General features: G+C 73.2%; 14 protein-coding genes and 1 rRNA gene. 8 read left to right on the top strand and 7 right to left on the bottom strand.

Annotated elements, in window-relative coordinates; genetic code table 11:
- The first annotated feature begins 1 nt into the window (after position 1).
- Both SACTE_RS17600 and SACTE_RS17605 read left to right on the top strand, forming a co-directional pair.
- Positions 2-1,042: a M23 family metallopeptidase gene (locus SACTE_RS17600; protein WP_014047369.1), complete on the top strand. Its 1,041-nt coding sequence runs from the start codon at positions 2-4 to the stop codon at positions 1,040-1,042.
- A gap of 144 nt (positions 1,043-1,186) precedes the next feature.
- Positions 1,187-2,131 (top strand): aldo/keto reductase, encoded by a 945-nt coding sequence (locus SACTE_RS17605; RefSeq protein ID WP_014047370.1) that lies wholly within the window; start codon positions 1,187-1,189, stop codon positions 2,129-2,131.
- Positions 2,132-2,190: 59 nt separating this feature from the next.
- Here SACTE_RS17605 and SACTE_RS17610 read toward each other — a convergent pair whose 3' ends face one another.
- The 4 genes from SACTE_RS17610 to SACTE_RS17625 all read right to left on the bottom strand — a co-directional run bounded on the left by SACTE_RS17610 (position 2,191) and on the right by SACTE_RS17625 (position 7,794).
- The gene (locus SACTE_RS17610) at positions 2,191-3,660 is read right to left on the bottom strand and encodes a PrsW family intramembrane metalloprotease (RefSeq protein WP_014047371.1); all 1,470 of its coding nucleotides are present in this window, start codon (positions 3,658-3,660) and stop codon (positions 2,191-2,193) included.
- A 59-nt stretch (positions 3,661-3,719) separates the two neighbouring features.
- Complete coding sequence (gene trmB / locus SACTE_RS17615; protein ID WP_014047372.1) at positions 3,720-4,634, bottom strand: tRNA (guanosine(46)-N7)-methyltransferase TrmB; 915 nt, start codon at positions 4,632-4,634, stop codon at positions 3,720-3,722.
- Positions 4,635-4,638: 4 nt separating this feature from the next.
- On the bottom strand, positions 4,639-5,877 hold the full coding sequence (lhgO, locus tag SACTE_RS17620) for an L-2-hydroxyglutarate oxidase (RefSeq protein ID WP_014047373.1): 1,239 nt from the start codon (positions 5,875-5,877) through the stop codon (positions 4,639-4,641).
- Between the two features lie 390 nt (positions 5,878-6,267).
- Positions 6,268-7,794: a hypothetical protein gene (locus SACTE_RS17625; protein WP_014047374.1), complete on the bottom strand. Its 1,527-nt coding sequence runs from the start codon at positions 7,792-7,794 to the stop codon at positions 6,268-6,270.
- Between the two features lie 992 nt (positions 7,795-8,786).
- Here SACTE_RS17625 and SACTE_RS17630 point away from each other — a divergent pair.
- Both SACTE_RS17630 and SACTE_RS17635 read left to right on the top strand, forming a co-directional pair.
- Positions 8,787-10,898 carry an asparagine synthase-related protein gene (locus SACTE_RS17630; RefSeq protein WP_014047375.1) on the top strand — a complete coding sequence of 704 codons (2,112 nt, stop codon included), beginning with the start codon at positions 8,787-8,789 and terminating at the stop codon, positions 10,896-10,898.
- A 76-nt stretch (positions 10,899-10,974) separates the two neighbouring features.
- On the top strand, positions 10,975-14,382 hold the full coding sequence (locus SACTE_RS17635; protein ID WP_014047376.1) for a BTAD domain-containing putative transcriptional regulator: 3,408 nt from the start codon (positions 10,975-10,977) through the stop codon (positions 14,380-14,382).
- Here the strand turns inward: SACTE_RS17635 and SACTE_RS17640 are convergent.
- Both SACTE_RS17640 and SACTE_RS17645 read right to left on the bottom strand, forming a co-directional pair.
- Positions 14,369-16,489: a sigma-70 family RNA polymerase sigma factor gene (locus SACTE_RS17640; protein WP_026358947.1), complete on the bottom strand. Its 2,121-nt coding sequence runs from the start codon at positions 16,487-16,489 to the stop codon at positions 14,369-14,371. The two genes, SACTE_RS17635 and SACTE_RS17640, sit on opposite strands and share 14 nt — an antisense overlap.
- Positions 16,490-16,667: 178 nt before the next feature.
- The gene (locus tag SACTE_RS17645; protein WP_014047378.1) at positions 16,668-17,462 is read right to left on the bottom strand and encodes a TetR/AcrR family transcriptional regulator; all 795 of its coding nucleotides are present in this window, start codon (positions 17,460-17,462) and stop codon (positions 16,668-16,670) included.
- 339 nt (positions 17,463-17,801) lie between these two features.
- On the opposite strand from SACTE_RS17645, the gene SACTE_RS17650 reads away from it, so the two are divergent.
- Positions 17,802-19,277, top strand: a complete 1,476-nt coding sequence (locus SACTE_RS17650) for an NAD(P)/FAD-dependent oxidoreductase (protein WP_014047379.1) — start codon at positions 17,802-17,804, stop codon at positions 19,275-19,277.
- A 349-nt stretch (positions 19,278-19,626) separates the two neighbouring features.
- Positions 19,627-21,285 (top strand): SpoIIE family protein phosphatase, encoded by a 1,659-nt coding sequence (locus SACTE_RS17655; protein ID WP_014047380.1) that lies wholly within the window; start codon positions 19,627-19,629, stop codon positions 21,283-21,285.
- Positions 21,286-21,313: 28 nt separating this feature from the next.
- On the opposite strand, the gene SACTE_RS17660 is transcribed toward SACTE_RS17655, so the two are convergent.
- On the bottom strand, positions 21,314-22,630 hold the full coding sequence (locus SACTE_RS17660) for an MFS transporter (protein ID WP_019992420.1): 1,317 nt from the start codon (positions 22,628-22,630) through the stop codon (positions 21,314-21,316).
- 142 nt (positions 22,631-22,772) lie between these two features.
- On the opposite strand from SACTE_RS17660, the gene SACTE_RS17665 reads away from it, so the two are divergent.
- Together SACTE_RS17665 and SACTE_RS17670 are read left to right on the top strand one after the other, a co-directional pair.
- A complete protein-coding gene (locus SACTE_RS17665) occupies positions 22,773-23,330 on the top strand; it encodes a MarR family transcriptional regulator (RefSeq protein ID WP_014047382.1) in 558 nt (185 codons plus the stop codon).
- Between the two features lie 757 nt (positions 23,331-24,087).
- Positions 24,088-25,613: ribosomal RNA gene (locus tag SACTE_RS17670) — 16S ribosomal RNA — on the top strand.
- Positions 25,614-25,755: the final 142 nt, after the last annotated feature.

The raw sequence follows: 25,755 nt of genomic DNA on the forward strand, positions 1-25,755 counted from the left end.
CGTGGCGTCCAATCAGCCTGCCCCCGAGACCTCGTCGCCCCTCAGGTCCGGATCTTTCGGTGACGAGGACAGGGCCTGGGAGGAATGGAATCCCACCGAGGAATCCGTCCGCCCCGTGCGCGGCAGGCACCGCGTGGCCAAGCAGCGTGGTCTCGCGCGTAGCTCCACCGTCCTCGGCGTCGGCGTCATCGCGGCCGTCGGTGCGGGAGGCATGGCCACCGCGCAGAGCAAACCGCCGGTCTCCATCTCCCTTCCCGATTCCATCAAGGCCAATCTCCCCGACGCCTCATCCCTTCCCGGTGTAGGCGCCTTCATGGCCGGTGACTCCGAGGCCGGGTCCACCGAGATCGTCGCCTCCGCCCCGCTCACCAGCGCCGGTATCACCGCCGCGGAGGCCGAGCAGGGCGCCACCGACGCCGGCGAGGCGCTGCGCGCCCGCATCCTCCAGCAGGCCGAGCAGCAGCAGGCCGGGGCCGAGGCCGAGGCCAGGGCGGCGCAGGAGACGGCCGCGGCCGAACAGGCCGCCCAGCAGGCCGCGAAGCAGCAGAGCGCGGCGGAGGCCAAGGCCGCGGCCGAGAAGAAGGCGGCGGAAGAGGCGGCGAAGAAGAAGGCGGAGGCCGAGCGCCTCGCCAAGCTCGCCGCCAGCTACGCCATCCCCACCTCCTCCTACACGATCACCTCGACCTACGGCCAGTCCGGCTCGATGTGGTCCTCCGGCCACCACACGGGACTCGACTTCGCCGCTCCGACCGGTACGCCGGTCAAGGCCGTCCACGGCGGCACGATCAAGTCGGCCGGCTGGTCCGGCTCGTACGGCTACCGCACGGTCCTGGAGCTCGACGACGGCACCCAGATCTGGTACTGCCACCAGTCCTCCATGGACGTGTCGGCGGGCCAGCGGGTCAGCACCGGCGACACCATCGGCCGCGTCGGCGCCACCGGCAACGTGACGGGCCCGCACCTCCACCTGGAGGTCCACACCGCGGACGGCTCCGGCATCGACCCGATGAGCTGGCTGCGCAGCAAGGGCCTCACGGTCTGAGCCCCGCGCCGGCGTACCCCTGAACCCCGGCAGCCCTGACGACACCCCCGACGTCAGGGCTGCCGGTCCGCCGTGCGCCGGTGGTACGCCACGGACGGCGGTACGCGCGGAATAGGCGGATCGGCCGCCTCGTTGGTCCCGGGTATGACCACCTATCGCACACTCGGTTCCTCCGGCCTCAAGGTCTTCCCCCTCGCCCTCGGAGGCAACGTCTTCGGCTGGACGGCCGACGAGGCCGCCTCCTTCGCCGTGCTGGACGCGTACACGGCGGCCGGCGGCAACTTCGTGGACACCGCCGACGTGTACTCCGCCTGGGTCCCGGGCAACGAGGGCGGCGAGTCGGAGACCCTCATCGGCAAGTGGCTGGCGTCGCGTGGCCGCCGTGACGACGTCCTCGTCGCCACCAAGGCCGGTTCGCACCCCGCGTACAAGGGGCTCTCCGCGCCGACGGTCAAGAAGGCGGCCGAGGCGTCGCTCCGGCGGCTGGGGACCGACCACATCGACCTGTACTACACGCACTTCGACGACGAGAGCGTCCCGGTCGAGGAGATCATCACCGCGCTCGACGACCTGGTGAAGGCCGGCTGGGTGCGGGAGATCGCGGCCTCCAACATCAGCCCCGAGAGGCTGAGGGCCTCCCTGGACTTCTCCGAGCGCGAGGGCCTGGCCCGCTACGTGGCGCTCCAGCCGCACTACAACCTCGTCTCCCGTGACACCTACGAGGGCCCGCTGCTGGACACCGCGGCCGACGCCGGGCTCGCCGCCGTCCCGTACTACGCCCTGGCCGCCGGCTTCCTCACCGGCAAGTACCGCCCGGGCACCGAGGTCGAGAGCGCGCGGGCGGGAGGCGCGGCCGCGCACCTGGAGTCCGAGCGCGGGCGCAAGGTGCTCGCCGCGCTCGACAAGGTGGCCGAGGAGCGGAACGCCGAGATCGCCACCGTCGCGCTGGCCTGGCTCGCCGCCCGCCCGACGGTCGCCGCCCCGATCGCCTCCGCCCGTACGGTCGAGCAGCTGCCGGCGCTGCTGGCCGTGGCGGACCTGGAGCTGACGGAGAGCCAGCTCGCGGAGCTCACCGAGGCGTCCGCCTGATGGTCACGGGCCGGGGCGCCGCCCCTGTGTGAGACCGCGCCGGTCCGGGACGGCGCCCCCTACCCGGGCGGCGTGCCGTACGGGTCCGGCGCGGCGCCGTCCGTGTGCAGATACGGGTTGTAGCCGCCGTAGTGCCGGTGCGGTGCCGGGACCGGGGCGGGCCGCTGCCGCGGGGGCGCGTAGCCGTACGGCACCTGCCGGGGCAGGACAGGCGGACCGGGGCGGCGGACCCGGCCCGTCACCTGCGCCGCGTACGTCAGGGCGGGCGCCGCGACGCCCCGGCGCTGCCACAGGTGGTGCAGCAACTCCCGCTCGCGTGCGGCGAAGTCCGGCTCCGCCCCGTCGTGGCGGGCCCGGCGGCGCAGCACGGCCAGCGACGTCGCGAACGACTCGTACTCCGCGACCGCCCGGGCCGCCTGCTTGCCGCGGGCCGGGTCCGGGTGGCTGTGCCAGCGCCGGGCCATGTCACGGGCCGTGCCCCTGGCCCGCATGGAGGACAGGGCGAGCGGCTCCGCCGGGGTCAGCCAGCCGGCCGCCGCGTACACCGGGAGTTCGGCGGCGAGCGTACGCAGCTCGCGCTGCCGCGACCAGATCGCCAGCCAGGTCAGCAGGCCGAAGCACGGCACCATCACCGCGCCGTACACCGCGTAGAAGCCGAATCCGCCCAGGGCCGAGGAACCGTTCCACGCGGCATGCAGGCCCATGGCCAGCACCAGTCCGAGCAGCGGGAACAGCAGCCGGCGGACCCGGTGCCGACGTCCGCCGAGCGCCGCGAGGCCGAAACCGATGCCGGTGAGCACCGTGAACAGCGGGTGGGCGAAGGGAGACATCACCACGCGCACGAAGAACGTCCCCACGGTCACCGACGCGAGGCCCGTCGTCCCCAGCTGCTGGTCCTCACCGAAGGCGTTGCCCAGGTAGAGGATGTTCTCGGTGAAGGCGAAGCCGGTGGCGGTGAAGCCGGCGACCACGATGCCGTCGACCAGGGAGCCGAACTCCCTCCTGCGGAACAGGAAGATGAGCAGGACGGCGGCGGCCTTCGCGCTCTCCTCGACGACCGGGGCGATCACCGTGGCCCCGAGCGTGTCCGCGCTCGCCGGATCGGCCGTGGCGGTCGCTATCCAGCGGGTCGCGAACGTGTTGGCGACGATCGCCACCAGCGCGGCGGCGCACGCCCCCCAGGCGAACGCGAACAGCAGATTCCGCCAAGGCCCCGGATCGACCCGGTCGAGCCAGCGGAACGCCGCCATCAGCAGGGGCACCGGCAGCACGGCCAGCCCCAGCCCGACCAGGAAGCCCTCGGTGCCGGTCTGTTCGCGCACCAGGGCGAGGATCACCAGACCGCAGAGGGCGAGCGCGGTGAAGACCGCCCCGGCCCGGAACGCCCTGCTGCGCCAGACCATGCCGACGCGGCGGGGCCGGTAGCGCCAGTGGCCACGCCCGGGGAGGGCGCCCAGGAACTCGTCGAGCCGTTGCTCATCGAGGACCGGGACGGCCGGCTGCTGGTGTTGCGCGGACCCGTCGTACACCCGACGACCCTAACGAGGGGGACCGACAACGGGCCACGGTACGGCGGCCGGGGAGGCGGTCAGTGGCTGATCGACGACGGTCCGGACGGCTCCGCGGTGCGGGTGAACAGCACGTCGTGGACGACATGGCCCTTGTCCAGGCCCTGGCCCTCGAAGCGGGTCAGCGGCCGGAACGCGGGCCTCGGCGCGTAACCGCCGTCCGCCTGGGTGTTCTCGAACAGGGGGTGCGCGGTGAGGACGTCCAGCATCTGCTCGGCGTAGGGCTCCCAGTCCGTGGCGCAGTGGACCAGCGCGCCGGGCTTCAGCCGGGGGGCCACCAGGTCGAGGAACTCCGGCTGGATCAGCCGCCGCTTGTGGTGCCGGGTCTTGGGCCAGGGGTCGGGGAAGTACACCCGGAGCCCGTCCAGCGACGCGGGCTCCAGCATCTCGCGGAGCAGGATGATCGCGTCGCCGTTGGCGACCCGGACGTTGGTCGCGCCCGCGCGCTCGGCGAGACCCAGGAGGTTGCCCTGGCCCGGGGTGTGCACGTCGACGGCGAGGATGCCGGTGCCCGGGTCGTCGGCCGCCATCTGCGCGGTGGCCTCACCCATGCCGAAGCCGATCTCCAGGACCACCGGGAGACCGCCGAAGAGCGTGGGCAGGTCGAGGACGCGGCGGCCGTCGATGTCCAGGCCCCAGAGGGGCCAGAGCCGCTGGAGGGCGTCCTCCTGCCCGGTGGTGACCCGGCTGCGGCGCGGCTGGAAGCTGCGGATGCGGCGCTCGTGGTGCGAGCCCGCCGGATCGGCGGCCGGGCCACCGGGGAAGCGCGGCTCCTGGCGGAGCCTGCGCTGCCGCTCGAAGGAGGCCTCGCGGCGGGCCTCCTCGTCCGTACGGGGCACCGGAGCCCCTCCGGTGGGGGCGCCGGAGGGCGGGGCGGCCGCGGCGGCCGGTGCCGGTTCGGCCGTGGCGCCGGAGGTCTTGGGGGTGGGGTTCACAGGCTCAGACACAATGACCCGATTCTACGGCGGGCGGTCTCCACCCCGTCGCCCGCGCCCGCAGCAGGGCCCGCCGTGCCACCTCCCTTCCCAGGGGCAGCGAGGCGGTGGCGGCGGTCGGCGGGGCGTGCAGCACATGGACGGCGTGCGGGGCGTCCCGGAGCAGGAAGTCGTTCACCGGTGTGCCGTCCCGCAGGAACGCCTGGGCACGGGCACCGGACGGGGACGGCCGCAGATCGTCCTCGGTCACCCCGGGCAGCAGCCGCCGCACGGCCCGGGCGACCGTCGGCCGGCCGTGCGCCCCCTCCGCGTCGTGGCGACGGCGCAGGGTGATCCGCCAGGCACCGGTGCGGCCCAGGACGGACGCCGGCTCGCGCAGGAATCCGCCGGACCGGGCGTACTCCGCCTCGGCACGGGCGGGCACGGCGGCCGGGCCGAGGCGGACCACGCCGTCGAGGCCGCGGGTCAGCCGCGCCCCGGGGTGCCGCAGCGCGGGGTCCGGCACCTGGTGGACCAGCCCGCGCACCTGGTCGGGCGCGGTCAGCTCGTAGGACGCCTCGCGCAGCAGGACCGTCCGCACGCCCGGGTCGTCGCCGGCGAGGCGCGCGATCCGGTCGCTGTGCGGTCCGGCGCAGTTCACCAGGACGCGGGCGCGCACCACCCGGCCGTCGGAGGTCCGCACCGCGACGCCCCAGGGGCGCCGGTCGACGGCGACCACGTCCGCGCCGTACCGGATCCGCCCGCCGGCGTCGCTCACCTCGGCGGCGAGACGGGCGGCCACCGCGGCGAAGTCGCAGACCCCGCCGGTGCCGACCCGGATCGCGGCGAGTCCCCGCACCCGTGGTTCGTACTCCGCGATCTGGGCGGGGCCGAGCTCCCGCACCGGCAGGCCGTGGGCCCGGCCGCGCTGCACCAGGCCGTGCAGCCGGGGCAGCTCGGCGCCGGCGGTCGCCACGATCAGCTTGCCGGTCACCGTGTGCGCGAGGCCGTGCTCCGCGCAGAAATCGGCCAGCTCGGCGGCGCCGCGCACGGTCCAGCGGGCCTGGAGCGAGCCGGGGGCGTGCTGGATGCCCGTGTGGACCATGCCGCCGCCGGGCGGGGTCCGGCCGGGGCCCCGCTCCTTCTCCAGCACCGTGACCCGGGTCCCGGGCGCGGTGCGCGTGAGCGCGTACGCGCTCGACAGACCGACGATCCCGCCACCGATCACCAGCACGTCGCAGTCGTACGCCGCGTGCGTCGCCATCACGCCACCTCCCACCCCGATACTGCACCGCCCCACTGACAACGGACCCGAACCAGGGCGTGCGGGCGTGTGTGGTGGTGCGCCCCGCGCGCGGAGGGCGCTCCGGACGCCCCCACGGCCTGCTCGCGCCGGGCCCGAACCACAGCTGCCCCGCCTGGTCCGGTCGAAGCCCGTTCTTCCTCGATCCGGCCGGATCCGAACGACAGGCAGGTACTAGGGCTTGTTTCGAAAGTCCCGCCTGTCCGGCGGCGTCTGGCACGCACGCTCGCTGCGTTGTCGGTATCGCCCCGATACATCCAGTATCGGGGCGACCCTCCGCCTTGCGATCGCACGCACCAGACGCCGTCGGACCCGCCCTCCGGGCGGACGGCGCTACTTTCGAAACAAGCCCTAGGCCGGGGCCACCAGGAGCGGACGTGCCCGCTCCCGCAGCTCCGCGACGCGTGGCTCGTCCCCGTACGGTTCGAGCCGGTGCAGCAGGTCGCGTACGTACTCCGTGGTACGGGCCGAGGAGATACGTCCCGCCACCTCGACGGCGCGGGTTCCCGCCGCGCAGGCCGCGTCCAGGTTGCCGGACTCCAGCTCCGCGACCGCCGACACCACGAGCCGCAGGCCGTGCGAGCGGACGAATTCCTCCGTCGGTCTGGACAGCGCCTGCTCCGTGAACCGCCGCACCTGCCGGGGAGCCTTCAGATCGCGGTAGCACTCGGCGGCGTCGGCGGCGAACCTGTCGTACGAGTAGAAGCCGAGCCAGGTCGGATCGCAGTCGCCGGCCCGGGAACGCTCCAGCCAGCTCTCGGCAGCCCTGAGCGCGGCCCCCGCGGCCGGTGCGTCGCCCGCCTTCGCATGGGCACGCGCCTCCACCAGCCGGAAGAAGCTCATGGTCCGCGCGGTGGCCAGGCCCCGGTTGCGCTCGACGGCGGCCTGCGCCAGGTCCACCCCCTCGTCCGCGAAGCCCCGGTAGGTCGCCTGAAGCGACATCGACGCCAGGACGTATCCCCCGAGCGGTACGTCGGCGGCGGCCCGGGCGAGACGCAGGGCCTGGATGTAGTAGCGCTGGGCGGCCTCCTGCTGGCCGGTGTCGAAGGCCATCCACCCGGCGAGACGCGTCAGTTCGGCCGACGCGCCGAACAGCGCCCGGCCCACCTCGTCGCTGTACGAACCCAGCAGCAGCGGTGCGGCGTCGACGCGTAAGCACTCCGGGACCATGGACGAACGCCAGTCCCCTCCGCCGTACTTGGAGTCCCAGCGCCGGGCGTCCTGGGCGGCCTCGCGCAGCTTGGCCACGTCGCTGTGGCCGACCCGCAGGAGTGAGGCGGAGGCGTCGGGTGCCGTGTCCGGTCCGGGCTGCGCGGGCACACCCGCGGACATCCCGGCGGACGAGGCCGCACCGTGCGCCCCGGGTGCGCCCTGGGCACCCAGGAGCGCGTCCTGGGCAGCCGTCGAGTCCCGTGCGACCGAGGGGTCGGCGGGGGTGATGAGCCACCGGGAGGCAGGCGTGGCGTACGCGCTCACCGCGAAGGAGCCGGCCAGCGACTGCCAGATCCCGCCACCCCGGCGCCCGGCGGGATCCAGCCGGTACAGGTCCGTCGCCGAACGCACCGCCTCGCCCACGTCACGGGGGAAGGCCAGTCCCACCTCCGGTGCCGGGTCGGCGTCGGCCAGCCCGATCTCGTGCAGCGGTACGGGACGGCCGAGTTTGGCCCCTATCGCCGCGGCGATGAGATGGGGCGCGGCGCCCTGCGGCACCATGCCCTTGGCGACCCACCGGGCCACCGAGGTCTTGTCGTAACGAAGTGTCAGTCCGCGCTGCGCTCCGAGGTCGTTGACCCGCCGGGCGAGCCCGGCGTTGCTGATTCCCGCGAGGGCGAGAACTGTGCCGAGCTTCTCGTTCGGCCCGCGTTGCTCCCTGGACATGCGCCACCCCTCGACACACAGACGGCCGCCGCGTCACCCGTGGGGCGCGCGGCATTCGTACCGTGTTCTCCCCAGGTGCGGTCCCGGGCACTCCCGGCGCACAGGCATTTGGCCGAGCCCCGTGGAATATGCCGCCCTGCTGAGAACATCAGTAAACACAGCGTAGTTCGCCGCATCCCTACCGTTAAGGGTCAGTCGTCCGGATGGCGGGAAAGTTGCCCGTGCGGGCGGAGTGGCGCGTCCCGGGGAGCCGCGCGCCGGTCCGCCGCGCCGCGCCCCGTGTCCGGCTCAGGGGGTGGAGCGGTCCCCCGAGGGGACCTGAGGGCGTGCTCCTGGTGTGTGGCCGTGCGCCCGGCCGTGCGCTCTGGCCCGGCCAGGACGCAAGCGCTTCGCTGGTCCTGCGTGGGTCGGCCCGCTGCACTGGACTCAGCGGGCTGGGGGAGACCGCCGCTCCAATCCCCGCGGGCGGCGAACCGGCCCGGGAGGTGACGCACACCTCCCGGGCCGTGCCTTGAGCGGTTCCACGGGGGGCGGGTGGGCCGGCCGGCGCACCGGGGGGATGCGCCGGCCGGTACGTCCCAGGCGCCCGGCGGTGTCCCGGAGGCCACGCGGGCCGAGTCCACCGGCAGTCCTCCCGGGGCTCCCGGAAGCTCCCGGAGGCGAAACGCGCGGTTGCGACGCGGACGGAGATTGGCCGAATTCCGACGGTCGTTCGGATCGGTGGGTGGTGCGCCGAATCTGGCCGGATCGCATCTGGTGCGGACGGGTCCGGGCCGCGCCCGCAGAGGGTGGTACGGAGCAACTGCCGGAGCCCGTGGTCCCGTTACCCGAGAAGCGGCGGAGCCCCGGTCGGGCCTTTGCCAGGGGCGCATGCGCATCCGGTGTGCGCCGCCCGTACCCCCTCCCCGCCGCCGTTGTCGTGGCAGCATGTCCCGCAGCGGCGTTCCCGTGGTCCTGGCACGCCGGTTCGTCCACAGCCTGTGGAGGCGGCGGTGCGTTGGTTGGTGGGGTGGAGCAGTATCGCCGCGAGCTTCGGCACCGTGGGCGCGGTCGGCAGCCAGGGGGAGGGGCGCACGATCCAGCCGGTCGGCTCCCAACTCCTGTGGGGCGACCCGGATCCGCTGTGGGCCGTCGGCGACTGGCGCCCCGACGAGGTGCGGGTCGTCACGGCCGCGACCCCGAAGGGCGCACCCGCCATCCGTCTCGCGGTACTGGGCTGCTGCGGGGCCACCGACGAACAACTGCGGATCGGCCTCCTCGCCGCCCGGGGCGGGGCCCTGCGCCATCTCACCGCCTGGCCGGGCAGCTACACGGCCGTCGTCCAGATCGGCCGCCGCGTCACCGTCGCCGGTGACCTCGCCGGGGCCAGGCCCGTCTTCCACACGCCCTGGGCCAACGGCACCGCGTACGCCACGGCGGCCCTCCCGCTGGCCGACCTGATCGAGGCCCAGCTGGACATCGGCCACTTGGCGGCCCTGCTCGCCTGCCCCGAGTCCCCCGAGGCACTGGGCGACGGCACCCCGTACGAGGGAGTGAAGCGGGTCCCGCCGGGCCACGCGCTGATCCTCCGGGAGGGATCGCGCGAGGTCACCGGCTACGAAGCGGTGGCCTCGCTCGCCGTCGCCGCCCCGCAGACCGACCCGGTGAGCGCGGTCGAGGGCGTCCGGGACGCGCTGGTCGAGGCCGTACGGGCCCGGCTCACGGCACCCCGGCACGCCCCCGGCACCCTGCCGCCCGACCCCGGGCCGGTCCCGGGGATGGGCCCCGCCGACCGCCGGGCGGCCCGGGGCGCGCCCGTACCCGGGATCGGCGCGGACCTCTCCGGGGGCAGCGCGTCCGCCACGCTCGCCCTGCTGGCCGCCGGACTGCCCGGACTGCCGGGCACGGTCCTCGGCCACGGCACGGGCGCGGGGGAGCGGCTGCTGGCCGTCACGTTCAACGACCTGTCCGCCCAGGGCCACGAGGGCGAGCTGGAACGCGCCCGCGCCATCGCCGCCAACCCGCGGCTGCACCACGTCGTCGTCGCCGCGGGCGAGGAGGCCCTGCCGTACGCCGCTCTGGAGAGCGGCCCGCTCACCGACGAACCCGCCCCCTCGCTCGTCGTCGCCGAACGCCACCGGCGCCGGCTGGCCGCGGGCAGCGCCGACCACTTCGTCGGGCACGGTGCGCGGCAGGTGCTCGACGCGCACCCGGCCCGGCTGGCCGACCTCCTCATGGACCGGCGCAGACGCCACCTCCTGCGGCCCGTCGCCGCGCTCGCCCGGGCCGAAGGCCCCTTCGCGCACTCCTTGTCCGTCCCGCTGTCCGTCTACCGCGCCGCCCGCAGGCTGGCCCGCACCTCCTACCGCACCGGCCTCGAGGAGGCCGCCGGCCTGCTGCCCGACGCCAACCGCTTCGCGCCCGATCTCGACACCCCCGCCGACGCCTCGCTCGCCGCCCTCGCCTGGTCCCGCCCGGGCCCGGCCGCCCGCTGGCTCACCGGGGAGGCGCTCGCCGAAGTATCGGTTCGGCTCCAGGGTGCGGCCATCCGTCCCGCCTCGGTGCAGCGCCCGGGCGAGGCCCGGGCCCGCGCGGCCCTCGCCCGGCACGCGGCCGACCAGCGGATCCTGGAGCAGGCCGCGGAGGTGCGCAGCCAGCGGCTGCACGCCCCCTTCCTCGACAACCAGGTGGTGCGGGCGGCCCGCGCGCTGCCCGAGTCGCTCCGGGTCCAGCCGGGGGCCCGGGCCGCGATCCTGCGCCGGGTGCTCGCGGGCGCGGGCATCCACGACCTGCCGCCCGGCTGGGGCGCGCCCTCCCAGGCCACGGCGAACGCGGCGGGCCGCATCGGTCTGCGCACCGCCCTCCCGGAACTGATCGCCCTCTTCGACGCACCGCTGCTGGCGGACGCGGGCCTGATCGAGGCCCGCGTCGTACGCAAGGCCCTGCGCGCGGCCTCCGAGGGCGAACCGCTGCCCCTGGACGGCCTGGCCGACCTGGTCTCCACGGAGCTCTGGCTCCGCCGCCTGGTGACCCGGAGGGGCACCTGCTGGACGGGCACGGCGGCGCCGCGCCGACGGGCGGTGGCCGGCGGTGTGGTCCCGGCCCACCGCACGCTCCAGCCGTGACGGTCCGGCCCCTGGCCGGTTGGCACGAAGGTTCCGCCCGGCACCCGGCGTACCGCGGGCGGGACACAATGGCCGGGTGCGGTACCTGATCCTGGGCGTCACCGAGGCGCGAGACGAGAACGGCGGCCCGCTGCCCGTCGGCGGCCCCCGGTTGCGCGCCCTCCTCACGGCCCTGGCCCTACGGGCCGGCCGTCCGGCCGACGTCGCCGCGCTCGTCGAGGACGTGTGGGACGGCGACCGGCCGCACGACGCCACGGCCGCCCTGCAGGCCCTCGTGGGCCGACTGCGCCGCGTCCTGGGGAAAGAGGCGGTCCCGGGTGCCCCGGCCGGCTACCGGCTGGACGCGGGGCCGGACGACATCGACCTGTACGTCTTCGAGCGGCTCGCCCGCCGGGGAGGGGCGGAACTCGCCTCGGGGGACGCCGAGTCCGCCGCCCGCACCCTGCGCACGGCCCTCGCCCTGTGGCGCGGCCCCGCGCTCGCCGACCTCCCCGGAGCCGAGCGTGCCTACGCGGTGCGGGCCAGGGCCCACCGGCTCACCGCTGTCCGGCAGCGCGTGGAGGCCGACTTCCGGCGCGGCGCGCTGACGGGCCTCGTACCCGAGCTGAGGGGGCTCACGACGGCCCACCCCTACGACGAGCCCCTGCACGCGCAGCTCGTCCGGGTGCTCCGCGCCGAAGGCCGGCAGGCGGACGCCCTCCTCGCGTACGAGGAGGCCCGGCGGGCGCTCGCCGACGGCCTGGGGGCCGACCCGGGCCCGGAACTCACCGCGCTCCACAGGGAACTCCTCGACCCCGACCCGCCCCGGCAGACCGGCCCGCCGGAGGGTTACGGGCGGGCCGCGACCGTACGGCCCGTTCCCGGTCCGCCGACGGGACCGGGCCCCGGCGACGCTTACGCGGCCCCGGGCCGTCCGCCGAGTCCCGGCGACCGGGCCTCCGGGACGCGTCCGGGGCACCCCGGTGCCGGCCCGGCGGCCCCCGCCGCCCCGGAGCCGGCGTACGAGGGCAACATCCGCCCCCGGCTCACCTCCTTCGTCGGCCGCGCGGACGAGCTCCGGGACATCCGCGCCGACCTGACCCGCGCCCGGCTGGTCACCCTCACCGGGCCCGGCGGCTCCGGGAAGACCCGGCTGGCCGAGGAGGCCGCGGCGGGGCAGGGCGCCTGGATCGCCGAACTCGCCCCGCTCGACGACCCCGCCGCCGTACCCGGGGCGGTGCTCACCGCGCTCGGCCTGCGCGAGACGGCCCTGCTGCGGGACACCACCCGCGACGGGACCGCCGCGCCCGACGACCCCACCGGCCGCCTGGTCGAGCACCTCGCCCACCGGTCCCGCACGCGGCCGTTCCTCCTCCTGCTCGACAACTGCGAACACGTCGTCGAGGCGGCCGCGACCCTCGCGGAGACCCTGCTCACCCACTGCCCGGGGCTGCGCGTCCTCGCCACCAGCCGCGAACCCCTCGGCGTCCCCGGCGAGGCCGTGCGCCCCGTGGGGCCCCTGCCGCCCGATCCCGCACACCGCCTCTTCGCGGAGCGGGCCCGCGCCGTACGGCCCGACTTCGAATGGTCGACGGAGGCCGACGGGGCCCGGGGGGCCGTGGCCGAGATCTGCCGCCGCCTCGACGGGCTGCCGCTCGCCATCGAACTCGCCGCCGCCCGGCTCCGGCTGCTCACCCCGCGCCAGATAGCCGACCGCCTCGACGACCGATTCCGTTTGCTGACCAGCGGAAGCCGCACCGTACTGCCCCGCCAGCAGACCCTGCGGGCGGTCGTGGACTGGTCCTGGGACCTGCTGGAGGAGGACGAACGCACCGTCCTGCGCCAGGTGTCCGTCTTCGCGGGCGGCTGGGACCTCACCGCCGCCGAGGCGGTGACGGCGGGTCCCGACACCGCCGTGCTGCTCGGCGCGCTCGTCGACAAGTCACTCGTCGTCGCCACCCCGGCCGACACCGGCGAGATGCGGTACCGCCTCCTGGAGACCATCCAGGAGTACGCCGCCGAACGCGCCGCCGAGACACCGCGGCTGCTCGCGGACGCGGCCGCCGCCCACACCGCCCACTTCGGCGCGCTCGCGCGGAAGGCGGACCCGCTGCTCCGCTCCGCGGACCAGCTGAGCTGGATCCGGCGGCTGGAGGCGGACCTCGACAACATCCGGGCGGCCCTGCACCGCACGGTCGTCACCGCCCCCGACGAACCGGAAGCCGTGCGGCTGGTGCTCGCCATGGGCTGGTTCTGGTGGCTGCGCAACCTGCGGTCCGAGGGCCTGGGCTGGGCCGACCGCGCGGCCGCACTGGGCGATGACCCGGAGGACCCCGATGACCCGCTGCACTGGCCGCGGAGGCACCTGCACATGCTGCGGTTCTTCCTCGCGGCGGAGAGCAACCCGGTCGACGACATCCACGGGGACGAGGAGCTCCAGTCCCTGGTGAGCCGGGTGACCGAGGACTTCCGTGTCCGGGGCGGACCGCAGGCCGCGCGTTTCCCCGGAGTCCTCTGGCCGCTGACCGGTTACATGCGCCGTGAGGACATCCCCGACGTCCGCGCGCACTTCGACGCGGCCGTCGGCAACGCGCGGGCCCACGGCGGCGACTGGGAGTACGCCGTCATCCTGATGTTCCGTACCCACATGCTGGTGGACACGCCCCGGGGGATGGACGGCGTCGACGAGGACCTCGCCGAACTGCGCGTGCTCGGCCGCCGGATCGGCGACCGCTATCTGCGCGCCCAGGTGGCGAGCGCCGCCGCCGAGGCGGGAATGACACGCGGACGGTACGAGGAGTCGCGGGCCGCCTACGCGGAGGCGCTCGAGCTGGCCCGCGAGATCGGTGCCCACGCGGAGGAACCGTTCCTGATCGCGCGCCTCGCCGAACTCGCCCACCGCACCGGCGACCTCGACACCGCCCGCGCGGGTCTGGACGAGGCGGAGGCGGCGGCCGAGCGGCAGCAGGTGTACGACGCCCGCGCGTACATCGACTTCCTGCGGGCCTCGGTCGCCCTGGCCGCCGGTGATCTCCCCGAGGCGCGGCGCTTCGTCGACCGGGCGGGCGACGCCCAGGTCTACGGCAGTCGGCCGCCGCAGTTCACCTCTGCGGTCACCGGCCTGTCGGCACGCGTCACCGTCCTCGAACCGTCCGGCGGGCCCGTGGCGGGGCTGCGCGGGATGACCGAGGCCCTGGGCACGGCCGTCGCGGCCGGCTGCGCGGAGGTCTTCACCGCGCAGCCGGCCGAGGCGGCGGGCATCACCCTGTCCCGGGCGGGGAACCACGCCGCAGCGGCCCGGGTCCTCGCGGCCGCCGAGGGCTGGCGGGAGCGGGGCCCCCGGACCGCGGTGGAGGAGGGCGAGGTCGCGGCCGCGCTGGAACTCGTGCGTGACCGCCTCGGCCCGGTGCTGTACGCGGCCGAGTGGGCCGCGGGACAGGCGATGACCCCGGCGGACGTCGTGGCGTTCCTCGCCGACGCCACCGGAGAGCTCAGCGGCAGCTGATCCGCGACTGCGCCCAGTCGGCCGGCGACACCCCGCCGAAACTCCCCGCCGGCTCCACGACGAGCCGGATCGTCTCCTGGCCGCCGACGGCGACACCCATCGGCACCGCGGCGTCCCCGCCCCGCATCACGGGCGACACCCAGAGCCGTGACCCGTCACCGCCCCATACGGAGAACCGCACCGGGAAACTCACCGGGAACGGCGCCGCGTCGCTCCCCTTCGCCAGGTCGTCGACGCCGACCGACGCCTCGTAGCGCGTGCACGGACGGTTGAGCCGGATGGTGACCGACGAGTGCGGCTGGACGGTCACCCCGTGCGCGTACGCCGTGCCGCCTATCGACAGCCCCGTGCGCTGCCAGACCGCGCCACGGGTCTCGCTCAGCACGATCTCCGGAGCGGTGTGGTCCCCGGCGACGGAGTACGGCAACTCGTTGACCTGGTAGACCTCGGGCGGCTCGGGAGCCGGGGTGGGCGTGGGGGTCGGTGACGGCGTCGGGGCGGGCTCGGGCCGCTCCCGCGTGGGCTCGGGCGCGGGCTTCGCGGCCGGGGGCTGCGGAGCCGGGGTCGGGGTGGGTTCGGGCCGGGGTGCACGCGTCGGGGCGGGCGAGGGCGCCACGGGCGCGGGAGGCGCCGGAGGGGCCGGCTCGGACGCCGGCGGGGGAGCGGGCGACGGTACGGCCGGGGCCGCCACCGGGGGCTTCGCCACCGGCTCCGGCTCCGGGGCCGGTCCGTCGCCGCCGACCAGGGCCCAGACGAGCCCGGCGGCGGCCGCCACGGCCACCGCCGCGGCGATCCCGGCCTTCGCCGGCGCGCCGAGCCCCTCGGCGGCGGCCCCGCCGGCGGCGCCCCCCGAAGAGGACCCGCCGCCCGTCGCCGCCGCTGCCGCGCCGGCGCCCGCGGCGCCGACCGCCCCGCCGGCCACGACGCCCGCCGCCTTCAGGGCGTAACCGGCGGCGAACCAGCCGATGACGGCGACCGGGAGCAGTGCCGGGATACCGGCGTTCACGCTCTCCAGCTCACCGGCGGCGATCCGGCACTTCGCACACTCCTCCAGATGCTTGCGCAGCCCGCGTTCCGCCCGGGTGCGCAGACCGCCCCGGGCATGGGCACCCAGCCGGTCGGCGTACCGGGCGCAGTCGCCGCCCGCCGTGAGGGCCTGACTCACGTGTGCCTGCAGATAGGCCTGCTTGAGCCCCTCGCGGGCCCTGACCGCCAGCACCGCCGTGGCGTTGGCCGTCAGACCGAACAGCGGGGCTACCTCGCTCGGCGACTCCTCCTCCACCGTGGTGTGCCACAGCACCGCCTGCCAGCGCTCGGGCAGACTGCGGAACGCCTGCATGGCCATCGACCGGTCCGCCTCGTGCATCGCCCGCACGTCGGCGCCCAGTTCGACGGTGTCGGTCTCCGACAGCTCCGCCGCGCGGGTGGCCTGCGCCGCGAACACGGCGAAGTCGTCGACCAGCTGCTCCCGCCGGGCGCTCTTCGTCCAGGCCGCGGCGACGTGCCGGACCGCCGTCATGAGGTAGGCGCGGACCGCCTCCTGGGGCCCCTTGCCGCCGCGCACGGCCTGCAAGGTCCTGGCGAAGACCTCGGCCGTCAGGTCGTCGGCGGTGTGCGCGTCCCGGCAGCAGGTCCGGGCGTAGCGGCGTACGGCCCCCGAGTGGCGGCGGAACAGCTCCTCGTACGCCCGGTCGTCACCGGTACGCATCCTCTGGAGCAACTGCGCGTCGGAGGCCCCGAGATCGGCGGAGCCGCCACCGCGGCCCTCGCGCTGCACGGGCACGGCGAACGCCACACCGCGCTCCGGCCCCACACCGCGCTCCGGCCCCACACCGCGCTCCGGCCCCACACCGCGCTCCGGCCCCGGACCGCCGGGCGCCGCTTCCTCGGCGGGTGCCGACCAGGGCCCGGGAAGAACGGTGCCCCCGCCCGAGGACCCGCCTCCGGCAGACGCACCGGCAGGCCCGCCGGGTCGGCTCCCCGGGCGGCCGGCCGACGAGGCCGGCCCACTCTGCTCAGGCACCGGGCCGGCCGACGGCCCGTCGGTCTCCGCCCCTCCGCCCGTGGCAGCGGCGGACGGCTCGTCCTGCTGCGCGTCACCGCTCATAGCGGAAGCCCCCGTCTGCACCCTCGGACCCGAACTCTCGGGCAAGCGTGCCACAGGCCCTCACCGCCACCGGCCCCCGGCGAAGGCAACCACTCGTCCGGGGTGACTTCCCGTACACAGGCCGCGCGACGTCACCCCATCGGGGATCATTCCCCCTTCGGGCCGGGCCGACGTGTGCTCACACGGGACGGGAGCGGAGCCCCTCCAGCAGGATGTCCAGCAACCGGGCGGAGGCGGCCGCCTGATGGGCGGGGTCCGGCAGCGCCGGAGCCGCCGTGGCGATGACCAACAGCACGTCGGCCACCGTCACATCACGCCGCAGCTCACCCGACTCGCGTGCCCGGTCGACCAGTCGGCCCACCACCTCCAGCAACTCGGACGCGCCCGCGTCGTCGGGCTCCCCCTCGGCGGACAGCGAGGAGACCGTCCGGGGCTCGGACTGCGCCACCCCCTGACGCTGGTGCGGAACCCGCTGCTCGTCCTCGGCCGGTATCGCGGCGGGCTCGTCCTGGGCGGCGCCGACCCGCAGGACGTGCGGCGGCAGCAGCCGCCCCGCGCCGGAGGCCACCGACGTCCGCAGGAACCGGGAGAGCGCCGACCACGGCTCCTCCTCCTGCCCCAGCGCCGACCGCGCCTGGTCGGTCAGCCGGGCGGTCTCCTCCTCGGCTATCCGGCGCACCAGGACGTCCTTGCTGGGGAACCGCCGGTACACCGTGCCGACCCCGACCCTGGCCCGGCGTGCCACGTCCTCCATCGGCGCGCCGTACCCCAGCTCACCGAACACCTCGCGCGCGGCGCGCAGGACGTGTTCCAGATTGCGCTGTGCGTCCACGCGGAGCGGCGCCGAGCGCGGCCCGACTCCGCCGGGCGCCGCCACCGCCGCCGCGCCGACCACCGCTACCGCGCCCAATCGCCCATGAACCTCCGGAGAGGTGGCGACAGCGCTCTGCCCATGCAGATCCTGAATGTGCATAACTTCCCCCGGTTATGACGTCTCCCCCCGGAGACTTCCCCGCCGTGTCAGTCGTTGTGCGGGTCATGCTCCGAAACCGACACCCCGACGGGGTACGAACATAGTTGAGCCCGACTCAATTCAGAAGAGGTTGGTTCCGCACGGAGCGCCCCCCGATCGGAGCAAGGACCGGTTGGACCCCGATTCGACCCGGCTCGCCGGTCGCTTCCGCTATGCCTGACCTGCATGGCAGGGGGGCCGTGCGCCGGGCGCGTCTCGGCGGATGAGCGAAGAGCTCCGGTCACACAAATTGCCGGGCCTGTGGACAAACACCGGACTCCGTTGCGTCATGGGATGGTGATGGCTCCAGATTCCCGGGGGACGGCCCCCGGCACCCGGCCGGCCGTACGTGTTCTCGTCGTCGGTGGCGGCTACGTCGGGATGTACACGGCGCTGCGTCTCCAGCACAAGCTCCGGCAGAGACTGCGGAGCGGCGAGGCCGAGATCGTGGTGGTCACCCCCGAGCCCTATATGACGTATCAGCCGTTCCTCCCGGAGGCGGCGGCCGGTTCGATCTCGCCGCGCCACGTCGTCGTGCCGCTCCGCCGGGTCCTGCGCCTGTGCCGGGTCGTCATCGGCGAGGTCCGGCGGATCGACCACGCCGAGCGCACCGCGACCGTCACGACCCCGGCCACCGGTGAGGACGGCACCGGTGCCGTCCACATCCCGTACGACGAGCTCGTCCTCGCACCCGGATCGGTCTCCCGGACCCTTCCGGTGCCGGGCCTGGCCGACTTCGGCATCGGCTTCAAGACGGTCGAGGAGGCCATCGGCCTGCGCAACCACGTGATCGAGCAGATGGACATCGCCTCCGCCACCCGCGACCCCGCCCTTCGCGACGCCGCCCTCACCTTCGTCTTCGTCGGGGGCGGTTACGCGGGCGTCGAGGCACTGGCCGAGCTGGAGGACATGGCCCGCTACACCTCGCGGTACTACCACAACATCAAACCCGAGGACCTGCGGTGGATCCTCGTCGAGGCCACCGGGCGCATCCTCCCCGAGGTCGGCGAGGACCTCGGCGGATACGCCGTCCGGGAGCTGCGGGGACGCAACATCGATGTCCGTCTCGACACCCGGCTGGACAGCTGCGAGGACCGGATCGCCGTTCTCAGCGACGGCTCGCGCTTCCCGACACGCACGCTCGTGTGGACCGCCGGGGTCAACCCCGCGCCGATCCTTGCCGCTTCCGGCCTGCCGCTCACGGAGCGCGGCCGGCTGCGCTGCACCGCCGCGCTGGCCGTCGAGGGCACCGAGCACGCCTGGGCGGCCGGAGACGCGGCGTCCGTGCCGGATCTCACCTCGCCCGAGAAGGGCGCCGAGACCGCGCCGAACGCCCAGCACGCGGTACGCCAGGCCAAGGTCCTCGCGGACAACGTCCTAGCCGTACTCGACGGGCGGCCGCCCATGGACTACCGGCACGCCACCGTCGGGTCCGTCGCGTCCCTGGGACTGCACAAGGGTGTGGCCCATGTGTACGGGCGCAAGATCAAGGGATATCCGGCCTGGCTGATGCACCGCGTGTACCACCTCAGCCGGGTGCCGACGTTCAACCGGAAGGCGCGGGTGCTCGCCGAATGGACCCTGGCCGGGCTCTTCAAGCGCGAGATCGTCTCCCTCGGCTCGCTCGAACACCCGCGCGCCGAGTTCGCGCTCGCGGCGGGCGGCCACCCCTTTCCGGCCCAGCCCGGGGCCGAGCGGAAACGCCCGCACCCGGGGGACGGAGAACCCGGGGGCGGCACCCAAGGGGACGGCGGCCCCCCGGGTGCGTCCGGCTGATCCGGCCCCGGGGCGGCGCGCCGTCCCGCCGTATTTCTGTGAGGATCGAAGGCCCGCAGTTCAGCCGCTCGACCGACTGCCGTACGGCAACTGTCAGTACGGTCGGTCACACTGGGCGTGTGACCATAGGTGGGCCCGCACCTGCACAGAGTGACTCGGCAGGCAGTCACCTACAGTGACCGTCGCAGACGACCGACAAGACGAAGTGGCCTGGCCGGCCCCCCTCTCCCGAGGATCCGGCCCCGGAGCCCCCGGCCCGGCGAGACACCGGCGAGGGACCGGCTCAGGACCCAGCAGACGAAGCAGCTCGCCCGAGCGGACCAGACCGACACACGAGGCCAGAAATTCCGTGAACTTCACGCGCTGGAGCGCCCGCCTCCCCGGAACACAGCGTCGAGCCGCCGTACGGGACGACCAGGGCTCCGTGCCCGCCGCCCGCGCCGAGTCGACGCGGCCGGCGTCCGGTCCGACCCCCCAGGCGGACACGCCGGATCCGTCCGGCGCCCCGCTCGAAGCGCTCTCCGCGAGCGAGATCCTCGGCCGTCTCCCCGCCCCGGTCGCGCTGCTCCACGGCCCCGACCTGCGCATCACCTACGTCAACGACGCCTACACGGCGGCCTTCGGCGAGCGACCCCACGGCGCGCCCGCCGCCGAGGCGATGCCGGAACTCACCGAGCTCAGCCTGCTGCCCCTCGTGGGCCAGGTCCTGCGCAGCGGCACGCCCCGCACGGTCAAGTCCCGCAAGGTGCGGGCGGGCCAGTCGTACACGGTCACCTGCACCCCCGTGGCCGTCGGCGACCCGGACGGGACGGACGGCGAGGCGGGCGTGCTCGTCTACGCCACCGACGTCACCGACCACGCAGAAGCGGCGGAGCGGCTCCGCACCAGCGAGCGCCGCCACCGGGACACGGCCGTCACCCTCCAGCGCTCCCTGCTGCCCCAGGACCTCGAACAGCCCGACGACCTGCGGATCGCGGCGACCTACCAGCCGGGTGGTACGGACGCGGCCGTCGGCGGCGACTGGTACGACGTGATCACCCTGGGCGCCGGACGGACCGCGCTGGTCATCGGCGACGTGATGGGACGCGGGGTACGCGCCGCCGCGGTCATGGGCCAGCTGCGCACCGCGGTCCGCGCGTACGCGCGCCTCGACCTGCCGCCCCACGAGGTGCTCCAGCTCCTGGACGTACTCGCAGCCGAGATCGACGCCAGCCAGATCGCCACCTGCGTCTACGCCGTCCACGACCCCAACGAGGGGCAGCTCGTCTATTCCTCCGCCGGTCATCTCCCGGTCCTCGTCCGAGACGAGGACGGCACGGTCCACCGTGCCGAGGAGCCACCCGGGCCGCCGCTGGGCACCGGCGGCTGGGTCCACACCTCCGGGACGATCGCGCTGCCTCCCGGGTCGACGGCCGTGCTGTACACCGACGGTCTGGTCGAGCGCCGCAGCGAGGACATCGACGAGGGGGTCGCCGCCCTGGAGCGTGCCCTGTCCGGGGCGGTCGGATCGCCCCAGGTGGTCTGCGACCGGCTCATCCGTTCGCTGGGCGTGACCGCGGAACACGACGACGACGTGGCGGTGCTCGTCGTCCAGCACCCCGCCCGCACGGGAGCGAGCGCCGAGCTCTTCCACAACGCCTCGCTCGATCTCCTCGGCGGTGTCGAGGCGGCTCCCCGGGCCCGGGCATTCGCCACCGGGGTCCTGACCTCCTGGCGCTTCCCCGTGGAGCTCTGCGACCTGGGGGTGCTGGCCGCGAGCGAACTCGTGGCGAACTCCCTCCAGCACGGCACCCCGCCCATGCGTCTGGGACTGCGACGCACCGACCGGCGGCTGATCATCGAGGTCACCGACGGCGACGAGCACCTTCCGCGTCGGCGCCAGGCCGAACCGGCGGACGAGGCGGGCCGCGGCATCTCCATCGTCGCGACGATCGCCACGTCCTGGGGAAGCCGCCGCACCCCCGGGGGCGGCAAAGCCGTCTGGTGCGAGTTCGCCCTGCCGGCCTGAACCGCGCGACCCGCCTGGCCCGGGTGGATCAGTGGGCGGCGGCGGGGGCCGCGGCCTGTTCGCTCTCCGGGAGGGACACGGCCTCCGGGAGGGACACGGCCACCACCCGGGACGGCGCCGACGCGAGGGACGGGTTGTCCTGGACGGCGGTGAGCCGTCGTCCCAGCTTCAGCGCGAGCACGGTGATGCCCAGGGAGAAGAGCACGAAGGTCACGATGTACGGCCCGTGCAACGACGCCCCCATGGGGCCGCCCACGGCCGGACCGACCGCCAGAGCCAGCTGCTTCACCAGGGCGAACGCCGAGTTGTACTGGCCGACCATGGCCTCCGGGGCCAGATCGGCGACCAGCGGCGCCACGGTCGGGGACAGCATGGACTCACCGAGCCCGAACAGCGCGTACGTCGAGATCATCGCGGCCGTCGCCATGGTCTGGCTGCCGTGCCCGAGACCCGCGTACCCGGCCACGATCCACGCGAAGGCCCAGATCAGACCGACCCACGCGATGACGCGGCTGCGCCGGCGGCGCTCCACGAGACGCAGGACGACGAACTGTGCCAGCACGATGACCGCCGTGTTGGCCGCCAGCGCGACACCCAGGGTCGACGGGGCGATCCCGGCGGCCTCGGTGCCGTACGCCGCGAGACCGGACTCGAACTGCCCGTAGCAGGCGAAGAAGATCACGAAGCCCAGCACGCACAGCTGCACCATCGCCCGGTGCGAGAGCAGGACCCGCAGCCCGGCCTTCGGGGCGGCCCCGCCGTCCCGGCCGACGACGGGGGCGGCGGGGGTGTGCGGCATGCGCACGGTGGCCGCGACGACACCGAGCACGACGAACATCGCCGCCTCGATCAGGAAGAGCACGGTGAAGCTCGACGGCCGGTCGACGTCGACCAGCTGCCCTCCGACCAGCCCACCGATACCGAGCCCCAGGTTCTGCAGGAAGAACTGCATGGCGAAGACCCGGGTGCGCGTCGTGGCGTCCGAGCACCGCACCAGCATTGTCGCGAGAGCCGGCTGCATCACGGCGGTACCCGCTCCGAGGACGGCGGCGGAGAGCACCGCGGAGGCCACTCCGCTCGACACACCCAGCGCGACGGCACCGACGGCCGCGGCGGCCGAGGCCACCACCAGCACGGACAGCGGGCCACGCCGGTCGATGGCCCGCCCGGTGAACGGCAGGACGGCCAGAGCCGCCATGGCGAAGACAGCCAGCACGACACCCGCCGTGCCGGCACCGAGATCACGCACCTGCGCCACGTAGACGTACAGATACGGAACGGTGAACCCGAGGCCGAACGCACTCAGCGCGCTCCCCACCTGGATCCGCCGCAGCGCCGCGCCCATCTCCCTGGTCAACACTCACCTACCTCAGACATCGAAGAACTTTGAAGAACACAGACCAATAGACTTTACCACTAAAGTTCGAAGCTCAACACTTCAGAGCGAAGGACTTAGATGGGCTGGGCAGGCGTGCAATACTCCCGCCATGTCTGACACCCCCGAGCAGCCCGGGCTCCAGGAGCCGAGCCTCGACGAGCAGATCGCCGCGTACCAGCGAGAGTTCCGGGACCTCGATCCCCAGGTCGAGCAGATCGTCTCCGCCCTCGGCCGGCTGAACCGCCGGATGAACGTCGCGTACGGCAGACAGCTCGCCGACCTCGGCATCAGCAACGCCGAGTGGGAGGTCCTGAAGACCCTGGTGCTGGCCGGAGAGCCCTACCGCCTGGGGCCCGGCGAGCTCGCGAAGCGCCTGGGCCTCACCCCGGCGGCGATGACGCACCGCATCGACCGGATGGCGGGCGAAGGACTGGTCACCCGGGACAGGGACGAGAACAACCGGGTGCGCGTCATCGTCGAGGTGACGGACGAGGGCCGCACGAAGTGGCTCGAGGCGATGCGGATGGCCACCACGTTCGAGGGGGACCTCCTCCAGGACCTCTCGGACCAGGAGCGCGGAGCCCTGGGCGAGGTCCTGATCCGGCTGTTGCGCCGAGTGGAGCACGAGCAGCCGGACGCGGGCGGCCGTCTCACCGACCTGGACTGACGTGCCGGGTGAGCCGCGCCCACGGACGGACGCCGATGGGCTGTGGAGCGGCCAGGGAGGGGCCGCGGACACTGAGAGCGGGGAGCGGAAGAACGGGGTTGACACGCCCCGGACCGGTCCGTAAGGTTCTTCGAGTTGTCACGGAGCCGGTACGGCTTCGCGGCGACGATCCCGCCGCTCATGCGGCACACAAACTCAGCACGATCTCCCACCGGGGAGAATTTCGGCATGCCGGAATTCAATTCGAAGGCTCGATTATGAGTCGCCGGGAGAATCCGCTAGAGTTTGAGCGTCGGAACGGCCCAACGGCCGGGAAGACGAAGCCCGCTGACTGGGAATCAGGCCCGAAAGGATCTGATAGAGTCGGAACCGCCGGAAAGGGAAACGCGAAAGCGAAGAACTGGAAAGCATGGTGGTGAATCAACCGCCGAGCAGGAACCCGCTTCGACCGGGAATCGGACACGAAAGAGTCTGATAGAGTCGGAAACGCAAGAACGAAGGGAAGCGCCCGGAGGGCCCCGGTGAAACGGGACCGAAGGAAGCGTCCGTTCCTTGAGAACTCAACAGCGTGCCAAAAGTCAACGCCAGATATGTTGATACCCCGGCCTGCTTCGGCAGGTTGGTGGTTCCTTTGAAAAGACCTGCCAGGCCCTTGGGTGCTGGTAGGCGAAACACAGCGAGGACGCTGTGAACGACCGGTCTTATTCCGACCTGGTCGTTCCGCTCTCGTGGTGTTCATCCCGATTACGGGAAAACATTCACGGAGAGTTTGATCCTGGCTCAGGACGAACGCTGGCGGCGTGCTTAACACATGCAAGTCGAACGATGAAGCCCTTCGGGGTGGATTAGTGGCGAACGGGTGAGTAACACGTGGGCAATCTGCCCTTCACTCTGGGACAAGCCCTGGAAACGGGGTCTAATACCGGATAACACTCTGTCCCGCATGGGACGGGGTTAAAAGCTCCGGCGGTGAAGGATGAGCCCGCGGCCTATCAGCTTGTTGGTGGGGTGATGGCCTACCAAGGCGACGACGGGTAGCCGGCCTGAGAGGGCGACCGGCCACACTGGGACTGAGACACGGCCCAGACTCCTACGGGAGGCAGCAGTGGGGAATATTGCACAATGGGCGAAAGCCTGATGCAGCGACGCCGCGTGAGGGATGACGGCCTTCGGGTTGTAAACCTCTTTCAGCAGGGAAGAAGCGAAAGTGACGGTACCTGCAGAAGAAGCGCCGGCTAACTACGTGCCAGCAGCCGCGGTAATACGTAGGGCGCAAGCGTTGTCCGGAATTATTGGGCGTAAAGAGCTCGTAGGCGGCTTGTCACGTCGGATGTGAAAGCCCGGGGCTTAACCCCGGGTCTGCATTCGATACGGGCTAGCTAGAGTGTGGTAGGGGAGATCGGAATTCCTGGTGTAGCGGTGAAATGCGCAGATATCAGGAGGAACACCGGTGGCGAAGGCGGATCTCTGGGCCATTACTGACGCTGAGGAGCGAAAGCGTGGGGAGCGAACAGGATTAGATACCCTGGTAGTCCACGCCGTAAACGTTGGGAACTAGGTGTTGGCGACATTCCACGTCGTCGGTGCCGCAGCTAACGCATTAAGTTCCCCGCCTGGGGAGTACGGCCGCAAGGCTAAAACTCAAAGGAATTGACGGGGGCCCGCACAAGCAGCGGAGCATGTGGCTTAATTCGACGCAACGCGAAGAACCTTACCAAGGCTTGACATATACCGGAAAGCATCAGAGATGGTGCCCCCCTTGTGGTCGGTATACAGGTGGTGCATGGCTGTCGTCAGCTCGTGTCGTGAGATGTTGGGTTAAGTCCCGCAACGAGCGCAACCCTTGTTCTGTGTTGCCAGCATGCCCTTCGGGGTGATGGGGACTCACAGGAGACTGCCGGGGTCAACTCGGAGGAAGGTGGGGACGACGTCAAGTCATCATGCCCCTTATGTCTTGGGCTGCACACGTGCTACAATGGCCGGTACAATGAGCTGCGAAGTCGTGAGGCGGAGCGAATCTCAAAAAGCCGGTCTCAGTTCGGATTGGGGTCTGCAACTCGACCCCATGAAGTCGGAGTTGCTAGTAATCGCAGATCAGCATTGCTGCGGTGAATACGTTCCCGGGCCTTGTACACACCGCCCGTCACGTCACGAAAGTCGGTAACACCCGAAGCCGGTGGCCCAACCCCTTGTGGGAGGGAGCTGTCGAAGGTGGGACTGGCGATTGGGACGAAGTCGTAACAAGGTAGCCGTACCGGAAGGTGCGGCTGGATCACCTCCTTTCTAAGGAGCATCTAGGTTCCGCAAGGAATCCAGGGCCACTACGTCGGCAAATGTTCGACGGTGGTTAGCTCATGGGTGGAACGTTGACTATTCGGCACGATGAGCACGGTTTCGTTAGTACTGCTTCGGCGTGGAAAACGGG

Source organism: Streptomyces sp. SirexAA-E (genome assembly GCF_000177195.2).
GTDB lineage: Bacteria > Actinomycetota > Actinomycetes > Streptomycetales > Streptomycetaceae > Streptomyces > Streptomyces flavovirens.

What these genes read in the sequence shown, in the direction of transcription:
- SACTE_RS17605 (WP_014047370.1), top strand. Translation starts at nt 1,187, where the DNA reads ATGACCACCTATCGCACACTCGGTTCCTCCGGCCTCAAGGTCTTCCCC.
- lhgO (WP_014047373.1), bottom strand. Translation starts at nt 5,877, where the DNA reads ATGGCGACGCACGCGGCGTACGACTGCGACGTGCTGGTGATCGGTGGC.
- SACTE_RS17625 (WP_014047374.1), bottom strand. Translation starts at nt 7,794, where the DNA reads ATGTCCAGGGAGCAACGCGGGCCGAACGAGAAGCTCGGCACAGTTCTC.
- SACTE_RS17640 (WP_026358947.1), bottom strand. Translation starts at nt 16,489, where the DNA reads ATGAGCGGTGACGCGCAGCAGGACGAGCCGTCCGCCGCTGCCACGGGC.
- SACTE_RS17645 (WP_014047378.1), bottom strand. Translation starts at nt 17,462, where the DNA reads ATGCACATTCAGGATCTGCATGGGCAGAGCGCTGTCGCCACCTCTCCG.
- SACTE_RS17650 (WP_014047379.1), top strand. Translation starts at nt 17,802, where the DNA reads ATGGCTCCAGATTCCCGGGGGACGGCCCCCGGCACCCGGCCGGCCGTA.
- SACTE_RS17660 (WP_019992420.1), bottom strand. Translation starts at nt 22,630, where the DNA reads ATGGGCGCGGCGCTGCGGCGGATCCAGGTGGGGAGCGCGCTGAGTGCG.
- SACTE_RS17665 (WP_014047382.1), top strand. Translation starts at nt 22,773, where the DNA reads ATGTCTGACACCCCCGAGCAGCCCGGGCTCCAGGAGCCGAGCCTCGAC.